This is a genomic window from Bifidobacterium sp. M0404, assembly GCF_016101415.1.
Taxonomy (GTDB): Bacteria; Actinomycetota; Actinomycetes; order Actinomycetales; family Bifidobacteriaceae; genus Bombiscardovia; species Bombiscardovia polysaccharolytica.
Map to the genome: position 1 here is coordinate 249,649 of NZ_JACFQP010000001.1, position 21,036 is coordinate 270,684.

The 21,036-nt window shown below is 59.7% G+C and carries 13 protein-coding genes; 10 read left to right on the plus strand and 3 right to left on the minus strand.

Annotated features, from left to right (window positions below; translation table 11 throughout):
• Window positions 1-50 precede the first annotated feature (50 nt).
• From H3T93_RS01060 to H3T93_RS01075, 4 genes are all read left to right on the plus strand, one after another.
• The gene (locus H3T93_RS01060; protein ID WP_232348591.1) at window positions 51-1,184 is read left to right on the plus strand and encodes a hypothetical protein; all 1,134 of its coding nucleotides are present in this window, start codon (window positions 51-53) and stop codon (window positions 1,182-1,184) included.
• Window positions 1,177-1,914: an ABC transporter ATP-binding protein gene (locus tag H3T93_RS01065; RefSeq protein WP_144177348.1), complete on the plus strand. Its 738-nt coding sequence runs from the start codon at window positions 1,177-1,179 to the stop codon at window positions 1,912-1,914. The genes H3T93_RS01060 and H3T93_RS01065 overlap by 8 nt, the downstream gene beginning before the upstream one ends.
• A 140-nt stretch (window positions 1,915-2,054) precedes the next feature.
• A complete protein-coding gene (locus H3T93_RS01070) occupies window positions 2,055-3,971 on the plus strand; it encodes an FtsX-like permease family protein (protein ID WP_186363897.1) in 1,917 nt (638 codons plus the stop codon).
• 61 nt (window positions 3,972-4,032) lie between these two features.
• Entirely contained in the window at window positions 4,033-5,058 is a 1,026-nt protein-coding gene (locus tag H3T93_RS01075) for a glycosyltransferase (RefSeq protein ID WP_442859370.1), read from the plus strand.
• Between the two features lie 13 nt (window positions 5,059-5,071).
• Here H3T93_RS01075 and H3T93_RS01080 read toward each other — a convergent pair whose 3' ends face one another.
• Together H3T93_RS01080 and H3T93_RS01085 are read right to left on the minus strand one after the other, a co-directional pair.
• The gene (locus tag H3T93_RS01080) at window positions 5,072-5,845 is read right to left on the minus strand and encodes a histidine phosphatase family protein (protein WP_144177343.1); all 774 of its coding nucleotides are present in this window, start codon (window positions 5,843-5,845) and stop codon (window positions 5,072-5,074) included.
• 52 nt (window positions 5,846-5,897) lie between these two features.
• Window positions 5,898-6,677: a nitroreductase family protein gene (locus tag H3T93_RS01085; RefSeq protein WP_144177341.1), complete on the minus strand. Its 780-nt coding sequence runs from the start codon at window positions 6,675-6,677 to the stop codon at window positions 5,898-5,900.
• A 173-nt stretch (window positions 6,678-6,850) separates the two neighbouring features.
• On the opposite strand from H3T93_RS01085, the gene ppgK reads away from it, so the two are divergent.
• The 4 genes from ppgK to H3T93_RS01105 all read left to right on the plus strand — a co-directional run bounded on the left by ppgK (window position 6,851) and on the right by H3T93_RS01105 (window position 12,667).
• Window positions 6,851-7,621 carry a polyphosphate--glucose phosphotransferase gene (gene ppgK / locus H3T93_RS01090; protein ID WP_110413135.1) on the plus strand — a complete coding sequence of 257 codons (771 nt, stop codon included), beginning with the start codon at window positions 6,851-6,853 and terminating at the stop codon, window positions 7,619-7,621.
• Between the two features lie 48 nt (window positions 7,622-7,669).
• A complete protein-coding gene (locus H3T93_RS01095) occupies window positions 7,670-8,851 on the plus strand; it encodes a pyridoxal phosphate-dependent aminotransferase (protein WP_144177339.1) in 1,182 nt (393 codons plus the stop codon).
• A 131-nt stretch (window positions 8,852-8,982) separates the two neighbouring features.
• Window positions 8,983-10,359, plus strand: a complete 1,377-nt coding sequence (locus tag H3T93_RS01100) for an MFS transporter (protein WP_232348592.1) — start codon at window positions 8,983-8,985, stop codon at window positions 10,357-10,359.
• Between the two features lie 70 nt (window positions 10,360-10,429).
• Window positions 10,430-12,667, plus strand: a complete 2,238-nt coding sequence (locus tag H3T93_RS01105) for an exo-alpha-(1->6)-L-arabinopyranosidase (RefSeq protein WP_144177337.1) — start codon at window positions 10,430-10,432, stop codon at window positions 12,665-12,667.
• An 18-nt stretch (window positions 12,668-12,685) separates the two neighbouring features.
• Here the strand turns inward: H3T93_RS01105 and H3T93_RS01110 are convergent, their stop codons facing one another.
• A complete protein-coding gene (locus tag H3T93_RS01110; RefSeq protein WP_144177335.1) occupies window positions 12,686-14,944 on the minus strand; it encodes a hypothetical protein in 2,259 nt (752 codons plus the stop codon).
• Window positions 14,945-14,994: 50 nt separating this feature from the next.
• Between H3T93_RS01110 and H3T93_RS01115 the strand changes: the two genes are divergently transcribed.
• Window positions 14,995-18,390, plus strand: a complete 3,396-nt coding sequence (locus tag H3T93_RS01115) for a tetratricopeptide repeat protein (protein WP_232348593.1) — start codon at window positions 14,995-14,997, stop codon at window positions 18,388-18,390.
• Window positions 18,383-20,971, plus strand: a complete 2,589-nt coding sequence (gene ligA / locus H3T93_RS01120) for an NAD-dependent DNA ligase LigA (protein WP_144177333.1) — start codon at window positions 18,383-18,385, stop codon at window positions 20,969-20,971. Before H3T93_RS01115 ends, ligA begins: the two co-directional genes overlap by 8 nt.
• Window positions 20,972-21,036: the final 65 nt, after the last annotated feature.

Below are 21,036 nucleotides of genomic sequence, written 5' to 3' on the forward strand. Positions count from 1 at the left end.
GTACCTCTTTTTGGGTGGTGCTCAGTCTGTCTCTTGGATTCGTTTTCTGTATGAATCTAGCTATGTATGACCAAATTCCCACTGACGAAGCCCATCATGACCTAGCTAGCTACGGACCGTATGTCAGTCAGTCCACCATTACTGGATTCAAGCGTGAGGCTGACAGACTTGAACCGGTGGTGTCCAAAGATCTGATGGCACTTGGTCCTCAGGCTGTTCAACTGGGCGTCAAGAATTATCAGTCGGCCAGGGACCTGGTCGATTCGGTCGAGAGCTCGCGCTGGACAAATCCTTCAGTACTGAATACAGACCGGGGCAAACTGACTGGCCGCATCAATGCCTTGCCTAGCTATCGTCGGCTTGTTCATTGCCATGATGTCGTGGATGCCTATCGTGGATGCAACCGGGAAGCCCTGACCGCAAGAGCTGAGAAACAGTTGCGTAAGGGCGGTAGTAATGGCATCGAACTGCCCGAATCGGTGACGAAGCGGCTTGACATCTTAAGTGGACAGTGCAGGGCGGGTATGGGCCTGGCCGCTCCTGAATTACTGGACTACACTCAGAGCAACTTCAGACTTTCAGTCTATCTGGTCCCGCTTCTGGCAGCCTTGGTTGTCGTGGCCCCACGCCTTGTTAAAGACCAGGTCCATGGGGTCCGGCAGACGCAGTTGACGACACGGACCGGACGCATCTTGCCTGGGCTGCAGGTGTTCGCCATGGTCTGTGCGGGCCTGCTGATGATGCTCATGGTGGCAGCGGGATCATTCCTGATGTGGGTGCCCAAGATCGCGGGTTTGCAGGATCTTCCGGTTTTTGATGGACATGCATTGCCTTGGTTCACCTGGTCCTTGGGGGAGTATCTGGCTGTGTTCGTATTGCTCTGCCTGGGGTCCGCCTTTCTTGTTTTTCTCTTGGTTCTCTGGATTTCCATGCACTGCAGGACCTACACACGCTTGGTCTTGCTTGCAGTCCCGGTGGTGTTGCTGTCTGTTCATGTCTTTGGCGTCTGGCTTCTCGTGGATTCATGCTGTATTGGCAGTGTGGTGACTCGGATTGTGCCATTGCCCGGCATTGAGCTCTACCTAATCCTGGGACTGCTGGTTTTGACCCTTTGGCTTTGCTGGTGGTCGGCCAGAAAGCTTTGTTGCCTAGGCGATCTGAATGAAAGGAAGATCAATGAATGAACTGCCGCTGAAAATGGAGGGGGTGTCCTTCCATTACAAGGCTGGTGAAGCTGGAATAGACCAAGTCGGCCTGGAATGCTCGACAGGATCTTGGACCGCAGTTATGGGTCCTTCCGGAGCGGGGAAAACCACCTTGCTTTATTGCGCCTCAGGGCTCTTGCCAGTACAGCAGGGATCGGTCGAGATAGCCGGCCAGAACATAGCCAGGATGAAGGAGCCCGCCCTAACCAGGATGCGGCGCGACCATATCGGTTTCGTTTTTCAGGATTACAACCTGGTCGAGGCCTTCACCTGCTTGCAGAACGTCATGCTGCCCCAGCTCTTCGGCGGTCCCAAAGTTGGTGTCGCCCAATCGCTGCAGGCCCTGAAGATTTTGGGGCTAGATGGGTATGCGCAGCAATATCCGTCTGACATATCTGGCGGTCAAAGGCAACGCGTGGCCATTGCCAGAGCGCTGGTCGCCCAGCCAGATATGATTTTCGCGGACGAGCCCACCGGGGCACTGGATACGCGCAGCTCGGAAATGGTTCTGGATGCCCTTTCGACCTTGGTGGAGAGCGGACGGACCGTGCTCATGGTGACCCATGACCCCAATGTGGCGGCCTGGGCGCAGCGCACGTTCTTCTTGGTGGACGGCACAGTGCATTCGATATGCCAAGGATATACGGCCGAGCAGCTGTCTACTCACCTGACCAGCATGACTCAGGTCGGCCAGGGGGTAGGACGATGATGCATGCGGGTAAAGGCCAAGCAGGAAGAGGAGAAGTTCCCGGACGGTATTCCCTGCATGCGTTCTCCTCGATCAGTCGACCGACCCTGTTCTCCTTGGTCTTGTCCCTGATCAGGAAGCATCGAGCATCGTACGCGGTCATGGGTCTATCCACCTTCCTGGCATCCCTGCTGACCTCTTCGACCATGCAGGTGTACCAAGCGGGAAAGTCCTTTGACAATATCGGCGATCTGAATAGGTTGAACACCTACCAGCGTCTCCAAGCCAAGGTACCTTATTCAAATCTCTACATGGTCACTATTCCGGCGCTGGCTTGCTGCCTGCTGGTGTCGGTCTTTTTGGTCCTCTCGTCGGTCACTTTTCTGATTCATGAACGCCGACGCGAGTATGCAATGATGCGGTTGAACGGAGCCTCACGCAGGAGGATCCTGATCATAGGTATCTTGGAATTCTCGATCCCCCTGGCCCTCTCGAATCTCATTGGCTGCCTGGTCGGATCTCTCCTGACCATACCAGTTGGACGGTTTTACGCGCGCTCTGCCGAGTTCAGCGACAGTGGCATGGTTTTCACACCGCGGATTCGACCTTCCATTGCAGTTGTCACCTTCATCATGATGATGGTCGCCTGCCTGTTGGGAGTATGGATGGCTATGCGCAAGGTGGGCTGGACAGCTCCGCTCCAGCTCATGACGGAGACCAGTGACAAAACCAAGCGGATTGGATGGATTCGTTCTTCGGCAGCCCTGGTCTTCCTGATCCTGACCTTGGTGGTCGGGTTCGCCCCACTGCCTTCTATGACCCTGGACCTGCGTATTATGCTCGAGGTCATTCTTGTCATCACTACGGTCTATTTGGCGGCTCCGATCCTGGTTGTCCTGACTGTGTCAGTCATTGGTCTGATCCCGGCGAAGGTGGCCGGGGGGCCAGGTCTTCTGGCCCTGCAGCGTGCTCGAAAGGAGAGCGCAGGCTCAACCGCTATAGCCCTCCCCGCCATGATGATCCTGACCATCGTCATTTCCCTTGTGGCAGCCATGCAGGCTGGCTCCATCGGAGGGGCGGTTCTGAGCCTATATCCTCTGAAGGCCGATGTTATGGCTACTTCCCTTGATTCGGATGCCCAAAACCGCAACCCATCCGATCTGATCGGTGGGATGCCTGAGGTTCGAGACTTTGTTACCTACCAGACTCAGCAATGGGCTATGGAAGGATCACCGGGCGAGACGGCAACGGTGGTATGGGAACCTGCCGAGCAATTGCAGGGTCAGAAAGTTCAGAGTTCGCCGAGCATTCATTTCTCCTTTGTCCAAGGGAATTCGTCTGATCTCGGTTCAGACCGCGTCGCTGTGAATCAGGATTCCTCCTATTCCATAGGCGACACCGTTCGTCTTCTTGATCGCCATGATCAACCGCATGAGGTGCGGGTCGTTGCCCTTGTTCAGTCGCCTGAGGGCATTCCAGAACTATCTGCAGGCAATAACTATCCTCTGTTTCTGACGGCGGAGGATGACCTGCCTCAATTGGGTGAAGACGCACATACGATCATTCCCATATCGGCTGTCAATCCAACAGATGCGCACGGGATTACCTCCCGTCTGAAGAGTGGCCTTCAGGGCGATTTCGCGGTGCAGACCAGGCAGGAGTATATAGATGACTTCATTCAACGAGGCCTGTCCGGGCAGACGGCCATGACGGTCATGATCGTCGGCGGGACCGTTCTTGCCCTAATTTTCATGATGCAGTCCATCGCCATTTCGGCTTGGGAGCGCAAGCGGCAGAACCAGCGGCTCAATCAGATCGGGGTGGCCTGGAGGTCAATAGCCTGGTCGGGAGTGATGGAGACACTGACCGATGTGGCCGGCGGTGCAGTGATGGCGCTGCTGGGGATCGCCATTGTCGAGGGCTGTATTGCCTTGAGTTTTGTCCAGGCTGGCATGTCTATGGCTCTGACCCCTGTGCCCGTCGGCCGGTTCCTTCTGGTGACTGTGGTTCTGTTGCTGGTGGCGGTGTTGACATCCTGGGTGTGCAGCCTGCGATCCAGGAAGGCGGAAGAAGGCTGAACCTACTAGGAGGATTTTGCTTCAGTAAGCAAAGTTGCGGGGCGGTGTCACAATGGAGAGCATGGGAAAGACCTTGAACAAGGCGGCCATAGTCGTCGTAACCTATAAGCGTCAGGAATTGCTGACAGGCCTGTTCGACTCGATTCTCAAACTTACCCAGGCTCCTTGGCGGATTGTTGTGGTGGATAACGAGAATTCGCCAGACACGAGAACCATAGTCGAGCAGTTCTCTGAACGTGTGACAGGCCGTTGGGGCAGGACCATCATCGACGGCTCTGGCAATCAGGATCGTGTCGTTTATTTGCCGCAGGACCACAATGGTGGCGGCTCAGGTGGATTTTCCGCCGGTGTGCGCAAGGCATACGAGCTTGGCGCCAAATGGTTCTGGGTCATGGATGATGACGTTGCAGTGGAACCTGAAGGACTTGACCTACTCGCTAAGTGGAGTGACCGCTATCAGGTGGTGCAGGGTTCTCGGCTGGATTATGATGGCGGCCCCTTCTATTGGCAGTATCATTTTCTTACCGCCTTGGGCATTCCAGACCCGATAGCACCGGGGGAGTTCGGCCCATCGGGCTGTCGTCCCATGAACACCATGTGCTTTGAAGGAGGCTTCTTCTCCCGGCAGGTTGTGGAGCAAATCGGTCTGCCTGACCCGCGCTTCTTTATCTATTGGGATGACACCATCTATGGGTATTTGGCATCCAAGGTCACACAGCCTGTGGTCGTCTCAGATGTAGTCATGCGTCGGACTCGCAACATCGCCAATTGGAACATCGCTGGTGTGCGCCAGCTCAATTCCACATCGGATATGAATCGTTACCACATCATGCGCAACCGGGGCTTTATGGCCAGGTATTTCATGGTTCATGGGGACTATCGGCCCCTGGCCTTCGCCCTGGGGACCCTGGCAACAGCTCTTAAGGAAGTCATTCGCCTTCTGGCTGTTGATCGCAGCCACATCATGACCGGCATTCCTGCCATCCTGAAGGGATGGGTGGATTCGCGCCAGATATTGCATGATCCCGACTGGAGGCCCATGGAGCCCCTCAGGGGCCAGTCAGCCGGGGGAACACAGCGAGCTTGAATAAATTCGCCTGCTACTTTTCTTGACTTCCTGCCTGGAAGTACTCCATGGAACTGACTGGTCCCGCCAGGTGGAAGCCATCATCCCCATAGACGACCTTGGTCACCGCGGTGTTGTCCATGTCAGGGATGGTGCAGTGGTCGTCGATGGCTGTCAGGAACTGTTGCAGGCACATGCCGGAGGAGACCACCAGGACAGGCCCGCCGCCCTCTTCGATGGCGGACTGGGCGATGCGCGTCAATACCGCAATCATTCTGCTGCGGACCTGGGCCGTGGTCTCAGCCCGATCCTGTTCCTCCAGACCGGCGGACAGGATGTCCTGGGCATCCAGCCGGTGGAAGGTGTCCTGCATATGGGCGGCGATGTTCCTGCCATAGGTTGCCTTGGCCGCAGCGAAGTTCTCGAACCCCATGGCTGAGCACACTTGGTCCAGAGTAGTGCGCTCGTCCCGGCCCTCGAAACTTCCGAAATTGTCCTCGCGCAGGTCAGGATCCACGCCCACGCGCAGGTCTCCATTGCCGGACATGTCAAGGGCCAGGCGGGCCGTTTCATACTGGCGGCTCAGATTGCCACTCCAGGCTGCCCGGAAACGAATGGGACGCAGACCCCGACCGAACTGGCGCACGTCCTCGCGACCTTGCCTGGTCAGAGGGAAATCTGACCAGCCCTGCATCAGATGCATGACATTGGCCGTCGTTCTTCCGTGACGGGTCAGGTAAAGGGTTGTCGAACTTGCTTCAATGCTCGGTTCGGTGGTGGACTGGGATGATGATGCTCCATTGTTCATATTCCATCACCCTACACGGTCCCCTTGCCGGGGCACTGGGATACAGCCCCGGTCAGGACCTGATGAAACGGCCTCCATCGCCCCAGGTCCATGTGCCGCCGCCGGATCCGATCTGGAAATTCATTTTGGCTATGCCCAGATCCACTGCGGAGCCGTAGGCGACTGAGGGGTCCAGAGTGGCGATTGCATCGCCCGTATTCTTGTCCCAGGCAAAAACCACGGGCTGTCCGTTCATGGCCGAAGGCGCCTTGGCGGCGGCAGCCACTCCGGCCTTGAACCATTCCGGAGCCTCCTGCCGGTCCTGCGCGCTCATGGAAGAAGTTAGCTCCTCATAGCTCTTGGAGGCTCGATGCTCGCTCTGACGTTGGCAAAGCTTGTCGAAGTCCTGGTTGCCGTAGCCGACCTGGTCAGCCGGATAGCCGATGGTGACCACAAGATAGAGCGATTGGCTAGGGGTGATCCGGCAGTGGCGCTCGGCTGCATGACGGTCCCAGCTGCCTGACACCCATCCTGTCCCCAGTCCGTACAGTGTGGCGGCAAGAACCGTGCGCTCGCCATAAAAGCCGGCTTTTTCCAGGCTTTCCTGATCATCCTTGGGTCCGACCAGGGCAAGGTAGTTGGCTGCATTGGCCAGGTGGCCGGAGGCATTGTCGGCAGCGAAGGCGTCCGGTTTGCCTAGGACCAGTTGCATGTCCAGACCGCTGAGCGTATTCAGAGCGTTCAAGGTGCTGCCGAGCTGCCTGGCGAGGTCGGGATCGATGGGCTTAGGATCGTATTCTCTGGTGGTGATGCGCACGTTGACTGCATCAATGAGCTGTGTGTGTTCGGTCATAGCCTTATTATTCCACTCAATTCTTCTTCCTGCAGTTTGTAGCACAGTGCCAGCGAAACAGCCTGACCCTGGTCCGGCTCATGCCGCTCCTACGAGTTGCAGAGGCATGGCTTGGGGTACAATCGCTACCGTGCCGGTTCGGACCCTCATCTTTGATCAGCTAAGGAGCAGCAATGATTGAAACAGCGCAGGCTTTCGGAGTGGATATTGGTGGATCCGGCATTAAGGCTGCCCCTGTTGACTTGACGATCGGCGATTTTGCAGAGCCTCGCAAAAAAATTCTGACTCCTGAGCATTCCACGCCAGAGGCTGTGGGAGTTGTTGTCAAGGAGCTCTTGGACCGCTTCGAGGTTCCTTCGGATGTGCCTGTGGGCATCGCCTTCCCGGCCCCTGTCAAGCCTGATAAGCCGCTGGATTTTATGGCTAATTTGGACCAGGCTTGGGTCGGTACCAATGTTCAGGAGGTTCTTTCCAAGGCCTGCGGTAGACCCGTCAGCGTTGTCAACGACGCGGATGCGGCCGGGCTTGCCGAGGTGCAGTACGGGGCTGCCAAGGGCCAGAAGGGTCTGGTCATCGCCACCACACTGGGCACCGGCATCGGCACGGCGCTGATTTATAACGGCGTTCTGATTCCCAACAGCGAGCTGGGCCATCTGACGCTGGACGGCAAGGACGCAGAGAAGTACGCAGCATCATCGGTGCGTGACCGCAAGAAGCTGAGTTATAAGAAGTGGGCCAATCGTCTGACCAAGTACTACCGCTTGCTTGAGCACTACTTCAACCCTGACTTCTTCGTTGTTGGTGGTGGAGTCAGCAGGATGAGCGAGAAGTTCCTGCCCCACATCGACATCAAGACTCCTATTGTGGCTGCCAAGCTGCGCAACCAGGCCGGCATTGTGGGAGCCGCCTATCTGGCTGACCTTCGGCAAAAGCACCTGGGGTGAAGCAGGGCGTTTAGGCGGCTGCTGGATCGGATGAGGAGCTGAAAAATCATGCATTTTTCTCACCGCACCGGGTCTGACCGCCCCAATCGCATAGCTCTGGCCGAGTCAGAAGCACGAGCCCATGGTCTCAAGTTGGGCAGGCTGAATGATTCCAATCCCACCCGTTTCGGACTGGCCCCGGCATTTCTGCCTCAGGTCTACGAGGCCGAACCGAGGGGGCCTCGTAAGGCTCGGCAGGCTCTGGCTGAGTTTCTGACCAGGCGTCAGAGTTTGTACGGCAAGGATCGTGGTATTGCGGTTGATCCTGATAACCTCTACCTGCTCTCTTCCACATCTCAGGCCTATTCCTGGCTGATGAAGCTCCTCTGCGACCCGGGTGATGTCATTCTGGAGCCCCGGCCCGGATATCCTCTGATCGAATCCATCGCCGGTCTGGAATGTGTCCGAACAATTCCATACCGCCTGGCCTACGACGGGTCCTGGGTCCTGGACCTGGCCACGGTCAGAGAGGGCTTGGAGGGGCCTGAGAGCGACCGCATCCGCGCCCTGGTCCTTATCAACCCCAACAATCCCACGGGGTCCTACATTCATCCAGAAGAACGCCAGTCGCTGCTGGAACTCTGTCAGCGGCATGGGGTGGCCATCATCGCTGATGAGGTCTTTTTTGACTATCCCTTGGATCCTCTGCCGGGCCGCGCACGACTGGCTGGGGAGGATAGGATGTTGACCTTCGCCCTGGACGGGTTCTCGAAGAGCCTGGCAGCTCCCCATGCCAAGGTGGGCTGGATTCAGGTTTCCGGGCCAGCCGACCAGGTTGCCGAGGCCAAACGCCATCTTGACATGATAGCCGACGATTACCTGCCCATGAGCCTTCTGATCACTAGGGATATGGAATCCATGCTCTCGGATATTCCCGGCCAGACCAGTCGTGTGGGGGAGCGTGTCAGGGGCAATCTCGAAATCCTCAGACAGACATTGGACCAAAAGGGGTCCTGCGTCTCCCTGCTCAGGCCTGAGGGCGGTTGGAACGTTCTGCTGCGTTTTCCTCAGGTCATCGATGAGGAGGAGCTGATTCTTCTCCTGATTGGGTCCTACGGGTTGACCGGCCAACCCGGATACTTTTTCGACATGCCAGGCAACGGATATCTGGCCCTGTCTCTTCTGCCGGAATCCTTGCGATTCCGCCGAAATGTGGACGCAGTCGTCTCAGCTGTAGAAAAAATATTGTGATTATAACCCTCCTCTTGCCTGGTTTGCTCCGATAATAAGTTCTGAACAATTGTCGGTTATGGAAGGGGGAGATTGGCACGGCTCAATGATGAGCCACTGATTGCAAGGCTGCACACGAAGGAGTGATAACTATGGTAGACGAAAATAAGGATCGAAGGGGAAATCCAACTGAGGGGGTCGGTGCTCGAGTCAGGGGAGACATCAAGGCCATGGCCTCTGTAGACGAGACTGGAAGCGCTGTCGCCGGACAGGGGGTGGATGCGAACCTGGCTCCAGATACGGGTAGAAGGCTCAACAACGCGGAGAAGTTCCGTTTTGCCATTGGCTTCGTCCTGGTATCCCTGCTTTGGGCTGCGCCCTTTACCATGGGGTCTGGGGTTCTCCTGCCTCAGATTTTCAATTCCCTGCATGGTGTCAGCGCTGAAGCTGCTCTGGGGACAATGAATTCGATCGGCTGTGTGTTCGCCTTGGTGGCCAACGTTGTTTTCGGCGCTCTTTCAGACATGTCCAGGTTCCGAGTCGGCAAACGCACTCCTTGGATCGTGCTGGGCGGTATCATCGGCGCACTTGGCTTCCTGCTGGTCATCCAGTCCCATACACTTCCCATGATCATCTTCGGCTGGTGCATTGTGCAGGTGGGCATCAACTGCCTGATAGCCCCGGCCGTGGCGGTCCTCTCCGACAGGATTCCTGAGTCGACCAGGGGAACCTATTCTGCGCTGTATGGAGCTAGCCAGGTGGTCGGCCAGCAGTTGGGGACTATCATTGGTAGCTCGTTCATAGCCAACATCCATACCGGCCTGGTAGTCGCCATGATCATCTTCCTCTTCTCCGGTATTCTCACCGTGCTGATCTGGCCCCGGGAGAAGTCGGCTGCCAACACGGTCGTGGAACGAACCTGGGCGGATGTCGGCCGGTCTTTCATACCTCCCACTAAGAATTGCCGCGACTTCTACCTGGCGCTTCTGGGCAGGTTCACTTTCGTCGTCGGCTGCTTCATGATTCAGGGCTACCAGCTTTACATACTGCAGAAGTACTGTCACCTGAGCGATGCCCAGGCCGCATCCACACTCAAGATCATGGCCTTGATCTCGGTGGTGACAACCATTCTGGCCTCCGTGGTCTCAGGCCCGCTCTCGGACTTCCTGCACAGGCGGAAGGTGATCGTAGCCACCAGCTGCCTGATTCTCGCCGTCGGCATACTCTTCCCCTTCCTGATGCCAACCGCCACGGGCATGTACTTCTATGCTGCTCTGGCTGGAATCGGCAACGGTTGCTATATGTCAGTCGACCAGGCGCTGAACGTCGATGTGCTGCCGAATGCCAAGGAGGCCGGCAAGGACCTGGGCATCCTCAACCTGGCCAATACGATCGGTCAGGTGATCGCCCCCGGGTGCACGACTTTGGTCATTGGCCTCTTCGGAGGCTACAGGATGATCTTCCCGGTCGCTATCGTTTGTCTGCTGGTGGGAACCGTATTCATCATGATGATCCGCAAGGTCAAGTGAGTCTGAAAACCTGTAATCCGGAGCTGTGCTGAGCAGCGGCCCGGCTGATCGAATCCGAAAGGAAAAAGACATGACAGAACAAACACGTACCAAAGCCAAGGATCTGGACCTGCAAGAGGAGGCCTCACTGACCTCGGGGTCGGACTCCTGGCACCTGCAGGGGCTGCCTGACAAGGGCTATGAAGGCTATATGATCACAGACGGTCCATATGGCTTGCGCAAAGCCACTGGCTCCGACGTCTACGGATCGGTCCCGGCCACCTGCTTTCCCCCGACTGCGGGGCTGGCCTCCTCCTGGAACCCCGATCTGACCTACCAGGTGGGCCAAGCCATGGGCGAGGAGTGCATCCAGGAGAAGGTGGCCGTGATTTTGGGCCCCGGCATCAACATCAAGCGCAGCCCTCTGGGTGGCCGCAACTTCGAGTTTTACTCGGAAGATCCTGTGCTGGCCGGGCATGAAGCCGCAGGTTTGGTCGAGGGGGTCCAGTCAAAGGGAGTGGGAACCTCTCTGAAGCATTTTGCAGCAAACAACCAGGAGACCGACCGGCTCAGGGTCAGCTCTGACGTGGACGCGCGGACTCTGCGCGAGATCTACCTGCCGGCCTTCGAATATGTGGTCAGGAATGCCAAGCCCTGGACCATCATGTGCGCATACAACAAGATCAATGGGGTCTTCAGCTCGGAGAATCGCTGGCTCCTGACGGACGTTCTGCGCGGCGAGTGGGGCTACCAGGGCATGGTCATGTCCGATTGGGGGGCCGTCCACAACAGGGTCAACGCCCTACAGGCCGGACTCAACCTGGAGATGCCGCCCTCCCGCACTGATGACCAGGTGGTCCAGGCTGTGCAGGCCGGCCAGCTTGACAAGGAGCAGCTGGACCGGATGGCACAGGGGATTCTGGATCTGATTGACAAGGCACGTCCGGCCATGTCTCACCAGGGATATCGGTACGATGTTCACGAGCACAACAACATGGCTCGTCGGGCTGCCCAGGAGTCAATTGTCCTCTTGCGCAACGAGGACCGGATTCTGCCCCTTGATCCGAAAGAGAAGGTCGCTGTCATTGGTGAATTTGCACGGACTCCGCGCTATCAGGGTGGGGGTTCCTCGCACATCACGCCGACCGAGGTCTCCTCGGCTCTGGACGGCTTCAAAGAGGCTGGCATGAATGTGGACTTCGCTCCCGGGTTCACCTTTGACGACAAGGAGCAGGATCCTGCTCTGACCCAGCAGGCGCTTGATGTTGCGCGCGGAGCCGATACTGTTGTGCTCTTCCTGGGGTTGCCTGAAGATGCCGAGTCCGAGGGCTTTGACCGCACCAGCATGGATCTTCCTGACAAGCAGGTGGCTCTGCTCAAGGCTGTCTCCGAGGTCAACGACCGGGTGGTCGCCGTCCTCTCCAATGGAGCTGTAGTGACGGTTGCCGACTGGATGGACAAGACCAAGGGCCTGCTGGAGACCTGGCTGCTGGGCCAGGAGGGTGGACGCGCCGTGGTGGACGTGCTGACTGGTGCTGCCAACCCGTCGGGCCATCTGCCTGAAACCATTCCGGTTAGGCTGGAGGACAACCCCACCATTACATCCTTCCCCGGCGAGGAGGGTCACTCCCGTTATGGCGAGGGCGTCTACGTGGGATACCGATACTACGACACCTTCCAGCGTCCGGTGGCCTTCCCCTTCGGATTCGGGCTGTCCTATGCCGACTTTGACCTGGATCAGGTAACGGTGACCAAAACCGGAGCCAACTCGGCTCGGGTGGAGGTGACTGTGACCAACACCTCGCAGGTGGACGGCGCTCAGACCGTGCAGGTTTACGTGGCCCCCTGCGCCAGCCGGGTGAATCGGCCCAGCCATGAGCTCAAGGCCTTCACCAAGGTCTTTTTGAAGGCCGGGCAGTCCCGCCGGGTGAGCATGGACCTGACCGAGCGCGACTTCGCCTACTGGTCCACGGCTATGGATGCCTGGCATGTGGAGGCGGGCACCTACCGCATCCAGGTGGGGACTTCCAGCCGAGATCTGGTTGCAGAAGAGGACCTGCAGGTGGATGGCGACGGCAGGTTCATTCCGCTGAATGCCGAATCAACCATGGCCGAGTGGCGCGAGAATTCGATTGGCGGGCCCATCTTGCGCGATCGTATCGATAAGGATGGCATACCGCTGCCTGACGATCCCAACACGGCTCAGCTTTTCGATACCATGCCTCTGGCATCGGTCATCACCTTGTCAGGCGGCGATGGCAATGGCATCGTGGCTGACATGGTCGACCGGTATCACCAAGTCCTCAAGCAGCAGGGCCTGGACTCCTGACATCACTGTCGGCTGGGCTCAGGGTGCTAGGAACCAGACGGCTACGTTCATGGCCTGACTGGGGTCGAAGTGCTCCAGCAGGACCATGGCGTTGATCAAGGTCAGGACCAGGCCAGCCAGACAGGTTAGTGTCAGTAGGCTCATGACGGCCGCTCCCGCTCTGAAGCGGCCGCCTTCGTATGCCGAGGATGCGGCAGCCATGATTACAACGGCAGCCAGGCAGATCAGCCAGGCGAAGTCGATGGTGTAGCGCACCGAGAACCCGCCAACATAGGAGTCTGCAGCCATAACCAGAGCCGCTAAGGCCAGGGCCAGGATCAAGGCGGGCATCCATCCTCGGCGCTGCAGTTCTTTTCGCACCCGGGGCAGGACGATAAGGACAAGGGCCAGTACGAGTACCGGGGTGGTGACTAACAGCCCGCCCAGGCCAGGCTCGGTGAAGTGCCAGACCCGCATGGGAGCGGGGGAGAATTGCAGGTAGGGGAAGACCGGCAGGGTGGTCAACGGCTGCAGAAGGTAGTAGCCAAAAATCTGAAGCAGACCTTGGGTGCCAGGATGATAGTTGGTCAGGTCCAGGACGGTCATTTGATATCTGTTGCCGAAGTCCAGCTGGGACCCGAAGCGCCAGCGGTTGTACCAGAGCAGGGGAGCGGCTACCAGGATGACCGGCAACAGGCCACAGACCAGCAGCGACAGCGCCCGTTTCCTAGACAGGTCGGCAGGATGGCTCCTGCGAGCGAACAGGGTGTTGATGACTGCCCTTATTTCTTTGGCAAACAGGGGTAGCGCCAGTAGTCCGGCAGCCAAGAAGGTGGGTCGGCAACCCAGGGTGGCAGCTATTGACAGCGAACCCAAAAAAAGTCGAGGTCTGGACAGTTGCCATGGTTGGTCCCAGTCCTCCACGGTCCACATCCGCGTTGATCCACGATCCGAATGCTTACTGGGATCTGCAGGCTGTCGATGGACCCGTCTGGCCCCCATCCAGAGCCAGAGTCCAGTCATGACCGCCAATATGGAGGCATCGAAGGGAATCGTATAGAAGTTGCGGCGGCACCAGAGGTAGACCATGCCGGATCCTTCCAGCATGGTTATAAGAGCCATGCCGACCACGGCCAGGCTGACCCGGGGGAACCATCGGGCCAGCAGGCGGATGGTGGCCAGGGCGGTCATGATGGTGGCCGCCGTGACCAGCAGGGCGGCAGCCGAACTGGTGGGCAGGGCATACCCGCCCGGATGCGCCAGGCTGGTCACCGCCCTGTAAGGCAGGAAGAGCAGCAGTACCGGCAGGACACCGAAGTATGAGTACCAGTGGCCATTGTGATAGACGTAGTCCCAAAATATGGGTTGCTGGTCCTGGGCCAGCAGTGCGTTGCGGGTGGCTATGTCAAAGGGGTTGGCTGCCTTGGACAGACCCGGCGCCTGGCCCAGATCCAGCCAAGGGCGTCCATGCAGAAGAGCCTGGGCCACATGATCGTACTGGTTGAAGTCGTAGACGTAGGCCTGCGGGTGATGGTAGGCCACGGGGGTAAAGGTGGACAGATCATACTGGATGCTCCAGCAGGACCAGACTGCCAGCGGAGCCAAAATCAGGGCCAGGGCCAGGCGCTGGCTGACCGAACCCGTATCCAGCCGGGTTCGCCAGAGGATCGAGCCGGGCAGGTAGGCCAGGATCAGCGCCGCCAGACAGGCCAGCATGAGTATCCGCGCCGGGCTGAGGTCCAGGGGGACCACTTCGGCCGGGGTCATTCCTGTCAGCTCCAGCTGAGATCCGACGGGCTCCTGTATCCACAGTCGCATGGCCTGGATCCGACCGCCGTTGGGATTGCCTCTGATGCGCAGATAGTGGCTACGGGCCTGACCGGGGCAGATCAGTCCTCGGGTGCCCTGGGTCCAGCCCTTGTCGCCGGCCAGGTGCAGGTCCAGACGTACATGAATCTGTGACAAGGGTGAACCCTTGATGCCCTCTGCCAGCTGGGCCTGAAGGAAGGATGCCCGTCCATCGGCGACAGGGACGTCCATCCAGGCACCAGCTGGATCGGTGACCTTCAGTCCTCCGCCCGGCAACGGGGACAGCCCTGGTCCCAGCTGGTGCGATTGTGAGGCGATATCGCCAGCAGTCCTTGTCGGAAAGTTTGAGGATGAACCCGCCAGCGACTGCCAATGGGCCAGATTAAAGACCCCCAGTTCCAGGGTGAGCACAACAAAAAGTGCCAGCAACAGGCGGATGGCTGCGCCCCTGACCGGGGTGGGGCGTCTCAGGGCTGGCAGAGTCATCACGGTATTATTCTAACGGCGACATGTCGGGCTGGATTGGGACAATCAAAGGTATGTCCAAGAACGCGAAGAAGTCCCGGGGGTTCGGGGATCTGTCCGGCCTGGGCCGTTCCATTCTTTCCTCACTGGAGGGACTGGTCGGCTCCTCTCGGCCGACTGCTGGGAGTCGCGGGGATCGTCCCCTGGATTCTTCGGTGGCCGACATGGTTGATCTGATCAACCGGACGGGGCACCATCCAGATGATCGGCAGATGCGCGAATTTCTGGCCTCCCACAGCCGTGTTTTGGGCATCGCCGTCAAACGTCGGCTTTTTCCCCGCCTGCAAGGCGTGCCCGAGGGGTTGACGCTGGGCTGGGTCCAATGGCCTGATGCACCAGGCCGTGGCTTTGCGCTGGGTATCTTCACCGATCGTCGTCACTTCGCCCAGATTGCTTTGGCTGACGACCACGGCCGGGTCTTCATCGGCGAGCAGAGCCGGATGGACCTACAGAACATGGAGCCTGCCTTCTTGCTGGGCCGGGAGGAGGATGTGACCCTGGCCGACGGTCGTCGGCTGGGCCGCGATCCGGCTCAGGACTCGGGGCCGGTCCACGCCCTGCAAGGTGCTGTAGCAGGCCGTGACGATGCCGGCCACATGCGGTGGCTGGCCTCCTGGCTGCGAGCCGATGGCCGCTATTCACTTGAGCAGCTGCGTCCGCTCCTGCCTCCTGAGATGCGCCTGGACCTGGAGTACCGGGATGCCGTGGCCATCGCTTTCTTCGCCGCCTACCTGCTGCCGCGCATCCAGGGAACCTTCACCGGGTTCGGCTCGGGCAACATCTTCTACCGGCTCAACCGGGAGGCACCCATGGGAGCCATCCGACGCAGCGTGGGTGATATGGTCCAGGCTCGCTCCCACGGACAGCGGGTCTCCGGTCTGGAGGATCTGTTCGCCGACCTGATGCGCGAGGCTGGGGCCCTATCGCCCGTCTCGGGTCTTGAGGCCGTTCATGGGGCCGAGCCCCTGCATCTGTATGCTTCCTCCTATTCGGGTGCCTACTTCCTGAGCTGGGACAACGGACTGGAGTTCACTGCCGCCCTTGTGGCCCTGCGCATTGAGGGCAATCTCAACAGGTTCGCCGCCGTCAGTGCCTGGCTGGAGCGCAATGCGCGCCTGGGAACGCTGCCCACCGAGGACTCGATCAACCGCGTCCAGGCAACTCGGTTGGACCAGGCCCTTTTGGACGATCCCGCCATTGTCGCCTTGCTGCGCCCGGGGGACTATCCGATTCACTTCGACCCCCTGGAGGACGACGGGCGGACCGCCATCAATGCCATGGTCGACAAGGCTGCGGCCACCGCCGTCATGGTCCGTCAACAGGCTCCCCAGGCGCTGCCTGTGCGAGCGGACGGCCAGGGTCAGGAGCCGGTGCGATCCGAGTGGGTCTACCGGCAGACGCTGTCCATGCTGATGCGATCCCTCCGGCTGCCCTTCCGTTTCGATGTGGAGTTCAGGTCCAATCTCGCCCAGGGGCAGGTGGCCCTGGCTTTCACTGCGGCAGGACGCACCATGATGCCCTCCAGCCGCTATGAGGACCAGTCACGGGCCTGGCGGGACCTGGACGACGGCGAGCGATCCGCCATGAGCGCTGACTACAACATGCGCGTCGGGCTGATAATGGCTGCTTTGGCCTTCGGGGTGGATCCGGCCGTGCGCGAGGTCAGCCTGCAGATCGACTCCATCGGTCTGGAAGAGGCCGTCGACCAGCAGAACTCGGCTATCAGGACCATGATGGGACAGGCCCTGGAGGCCTTCGAGCGCATGCGTTCAGGTGAGGTGGCCCCCACTGGGTCCAAGGCTGATCCCAAGGATGGCGATGTGCATGGTGATCCCACCAAGCCGATTGCCTCTCGTATGGTTCCTGATCAGCAAGAGGGGAATGAGGAGGACAAGGTCGAGGATCAGGGCGAAAAGGAATCCGTGGACCGTGAGTTCAAGGATCTCATGCAGGGCGTGGACCTTGACTCTGCTTCCTTTACGCCGCCGTCGTCAGCCAATGATTCCGATACGGATGAGTCGACTGCTGATGATGCATCGAACGATGATAGCAACGAATCCCAGAATCCGCTCAGCGCCTTGCAGAGCAATCCAACCATCCGCACCCTGGTCTCGGTGGTCTTCAGCAGGGAGCTCTTCCTCTCCCGCATCCGTTCACAGGGGCTGAAGGATCCACGTGCCATCTACCGCTTCTTCGACGCGGCCATGCAAGTGGATCCCCAGGGCGGGCTCAAGTCTACAGAGGCCGGGTTCGACATGCGCGATGACCGCTTCAGCCCCCATGGCAGTCAGGAGGAACCCGAGTTCTCCGAGGTGGCCTTTGCTGACAAGTCTGCCAAGGCCCTGGGCGCACATAAGGCCGTGGATCTATCCATCCAGCGTGCCGACCTGTTGCAGAGGGCTGTAGGCGGTTTCCACCAGCTGGCCTCGGACCGGACCATGACATCAGCGGCCAAGGCCCAGGCGGCCACAGGCATCATCCAGAGTATTGGCGACCCGGAGCTGGAACAGCTGGCCCCCCAGGTTGCCAGTGCAATGATCGATGGCACCCCTGTTCCAGACTTTGACTTCTCCCTGTCCTCCCAGCTGGACAAGGAGCGCGTCAAAGCCCGTGATCTGCTCTTCTCCGGCGGGGCAGCCCAGGGCATACAGGTTGAACAAGACGCTATCGCTCATCTGGATGCCGTCTTTGCGGCCGAAGGCCAGGTACCCCGCTACTTCAACTCCTATGCCGAGCGGGTGGTCTACAACCGCCTCTTCGCCACACCGGGAGAGCGGACCCTGCTCATTCCTGACAACCTCTTCTATGCCCACTTGGAGATAGCTGACCTGCTGGCCCAGATCAAGGAGGACCAGGCGGCCCTCAAGCATCTGAACGCCATGGTGGCCTATGCGCCCGCCTATCCGCTTTCCCACCTGAAGCTGGCGGTCATGCTGGCTAACCGGGAGGACTGGGATTCGGCACGGGCTGCCACGCTCAACGCCCTGCGGGTGGCTTTGGATCGGGACGATGCCTCCTTCGCCTACTATCGCCTGGCCTATGCCTCATGGATGCGCGACGAGTTTGACGTGGCTGCAGCGGCCTACCTGATGAGCGAGCACATCAGTCCCGATCGGATACCAGCACTCAAGAGCGAGCTTGCCGAGCTGCAGGCCAGGGCCCGCTCCCAGTGCGTGGTCCTGCCCGAAGACCACAGGCAGGCCCGCCGGGTGCTGGCAGAACACGGCCTGCCGGTCTGGCCTCACACCGAGGTGGCTTCGATAGTGCGCCAGGCCGCGCGCATCTGTGTGGATGGTGGGCTCTTCGTCCCGGCCCGAACACTGTCAATGGCGGCCGCAAGGATGAACGACGACGATAATGAAGGTGTTGATGTGGTACAGGCACAGTTCATGAGGTCGCTCAATGCATGACAAAACAGCTCAGGAAGATATTCAGCAAAGCAGTGATGAGGGCGGGAATGTCGAGTCCAGGCCCAGGCCGGGCACTGACCAATGGATAGCCTCCCTGCAGCCCGACGATGCTGATGCCATGCGACTGGGGGAGTTGGATTTTGACTCTCTGGGAGCCCAGCAGGCCCAGCGTCTCTGGTCCAGACTGGCTGCCTGGGTGGAGTCCGACCAGGTCGCCTACTACATAGACGATGCGCCGGTCTCCTCTGATGCGGCCTATGATGCCCGGATGCGCTGCCTACAGGAGCTGGAGTCCCGCTTCCCCAGCTTGGACACACCCCAGTCGCCGACGCACCGGGTCGGAGGGACTTTCTCCAACGACTTCGCTTCCGTCCGTCACCCCTCCCAGATGCTCAGCCTGGATGACGTCTTCAGCGTCGCAGAGCTGCGTCAGTGGTATGACGGACTTCGTAACGAGCTCGACTGGCCAGAGGGCAAGGCCCTGCCCATGACCAGCGAGGTCAAGATAGACGGTCTGGCCCTCAACCTCCTCTACCGTAACGGGGTCCTGGAGCAGGGCCTGACAAGGGGGGACGGCGTTACCGGGGAGGACATCACCCTGAACGTCAGGACCATTTCGAGCATTCCGCAGAACCTGTCTGGGCCTGCCAGTGATATTCCCGAGTTCGTGGAGGTCCGTGGCGAGGTCTTCATGCGGTTCGATGACTTCAATGCCTTGAACGAGCAGCAGGAGCAGGAGGGCAAGGCGCCCTTCGCCAACCCCCGAAACGCCGCCGCGGGGTCACTGAGGCAGAAGGATCCGCGCATCACGGCCAGCCGCCGTCTGAGCTTCTACGCCCATGGCCTGGGCTCCCTCAGGTGGGGACCGGCCCATCCCAGGGGGACTCATGACGAGGTCATCGACCAGTCCCAGGCTTATGACCTCTATAAGCAGTGGGGAATCCCGGTCTCCCCCCACAATCGGGTCGTCACCTCCTTCGACCAGATCCTGGACATGATCGACTATTACGGTCAGCACCGCAATGACATCGAACATGCCCTGGACGGCATCGTCGTCAAGCTTCAGGACCGGGATCTTCAACGCAGGCTGGGTGCCACCTCACGTGCCCCCCGTTGGGCCGTGGCATACAAGTATCCGCCGGAGGAAGTCAATACCCGGCTTCTGGACATCACTGTCCAGGTGGGCAGGACCGGGCGAATCACCCCGGTGGCTGTGCTCACCCCGGTCACCGTGGCCGGGTCCACGGTCTCCAGGACCACCCTCCACAACGCCTCTGAGGTCAAGCGCAAGGGCATTCTGATCGGGGACACGGTCGTGGTTCGCAAGGCGGGCGATGTCATCCCCGAGCTGGTCGGACCGGTCGTCGAGGCCAGGAAGGGGCGCGAAAAGGAATTGAGACCCTTCATCATGCCCGAGACCTGCCCCAGCTGCGGTGCCCGGCTGGCCCCGGCCAAGGAGGGCGATGTGGACATCCGCTGCCCCAATGTGGAGTCCTGCCCGGCTCAGCTGACCGAGCGGATCATCCACATGGCCTCTCGAAAGGCTTTGGACATCGAGCATCTTGGGGAGCAGAGCGCCATAGCCCTGACCAACCCCGATGAGAACCGGCCCGATTCCGTGGAGGTCTACGCTCCCGGCCTGCGTGAGGTCCTGGTCGACCAAGGCGGCCAGGCAGCCCAGTATCAGCCGGACCCGGACCTGAAGCTTCCGCCTCGTCAGGAACCTGTCCTGACCAGCGAGGCGGGTCTCTTCGACTTGAAGGTGGAGGATTTGCGCCAGGTCTATGTCTGGCGTGAGGTTCCCCTGATGGAGCAGGCGGAGGTCGAAGGCCGGCAGGGACGTGCCACAACCAAGCGCCGGACTGGCGGCAGCGGTCTCTGGTACCGGGTGCCTGCCTTCTACAACCTGCCCAAGAGCGCCCAGGCTGGCCAGGGGGAGCGGGCTATGAACAGCCATGAGACCCAGGTCCAGGAGGCCGCCCTGGGCAGTGCCGACGCCCAACCCTCCAGAAACACCCTGCAGATGCTTGAAGAGATCGACAAAGCCAAGCATGCCGACCTGTGGAGGGTCCTGGTGGCCCTGTCCATCCGACACCTGGGACCGACCTCGGCCCGGGCCATCGCCACCCGCTTCCCGTCGCTCAAGGCCGTGGAGGAAGCCAGCGTGGAGGACCTGTCCGAGCTGGACGGTGTGGGCCCCGAGATCGCGCACTCCATCCACGACTGGTTCCAGGGTGCTCGGCAGCCCGACGACTGGCGTGGACGCATCCTGGATGCCTGGCAGGCAGCTGGCGTGGGCGCTCATGTCGAGCGCAGCACTAAGCCACAGACTCTAAAGGGCATGACTGTGGTGGTCACTGGCAGTCTGGAGGACTTCTCCAGGGACTCCGCCAAGGATGCCATCGTGGAGCGCGGCGGCAAGGCTTCAGGATCCGTAAGTAAAAAAACCACCTATGTGGTGGTGGGCGCCAACCCGGGCTCCAAGGCCGACAAGGCTGAGAGTCTGGGCCTGCCAATCCTGGACGAGGCGGCCTTCCACCGCCTGCTTGACACTGGCGATCCCAGCCCAGCCCAAGGTTGATTGTGACATTCGCAATATCCGACCAGCCGCGCCCTAGCAGCCGATGGCTGGGCGCGATATGGTGA

What these genes read in the sequence shown, in the direction of transcription:
- H3T93_RS01060 (WP_232348591.1), top strand. Translation starts at nt 51, where the DNA reads ATGAATCTAGCTATGTATGACCAAATTCCCACTGACGAAGCCCATCAT.
- H3T93_RS01065 (WP_144177348.1), top strand. Translation starts at nt 1,177, where the DNA reads ATGAATGAACTGCCGCTGAAAATGGAGGGGGTGTCCTTCCATTACAAG.
- H3T93_RS01070 (WP_186363897.1), top strand. Translation starts at nt 2,055, where the DNA reads ATGGGTCTATCCACCTTCCTGGCATCCCTGCTGACCTCTTCGACCATG.
- H3T93_RS01075 (WP_442859370.1), top strand. Translation starts at nt 4,033, where the DNA reads ATGGGAAAGACCTTGAACAAGGCGGCCATAGTCGTCGTAACCTATAAG.
- H3T93_RS01080 (WP_144177343.1), bottom strand. Translation starts at nt 5,845, where the DNA reads ATGAACAATGGAGCATCATCATCCCAGTCCACCACCGAACCGAGCATT.
- H3T93_RS01085 (WP_144177341.1), bottom strand. Translation starts at nt 6,677, where the DNA reads ATGACCGAACACACACAGCTCATTGATGCAGTCAACGTGCGCATCACC.
- ppgK (WP_110413135.1), top strand. Translation starts at nt 6,851, where the DNA reads ATGATTGAAACAGCGCAGGCTTTCGGAGTGGATATTGGTGGATCCGGC.
- H3T93_RS01095 (WP_144177339.1), top strand. Translation starts at nt 7,670, where the DNA reads ATGCATTTTTCTCACCGCACCGGGTCTGACCGCCCCAATCGCATAGCT.
- H3T93_RS01100 (WP_232348592.1), top strand. Translation starts at nt 8,983, where the DNA reads ATGGTAGACGAAAATAAGGATCGAAGGGGAAATCCAACTGAGGGGGTC.
- H3T93_RS01105 (WP_144177337.1), top strand. Translation starts at nt 10,430, where the DNA reads ATGACAGAACAAACACGTACCAAAGCCAAGGATCTGGACCTGCAAGAG.
- H3T93_RS01115 (WP_232348593.1), top strand. Translation starts at nt 14,995, where the DNA reads ATGTCCAAGAACGCGAAGAAGTCCCGGGGGTTCGGGGATCTGTCCGGC.
- ligA (WP_144177333.1), top strand. Translation starts at nt 18,383, where the DNA reads ATGCATGACAAAACAGCTCAGGAAGATATTCAGCAAAGCAGTGATGAG.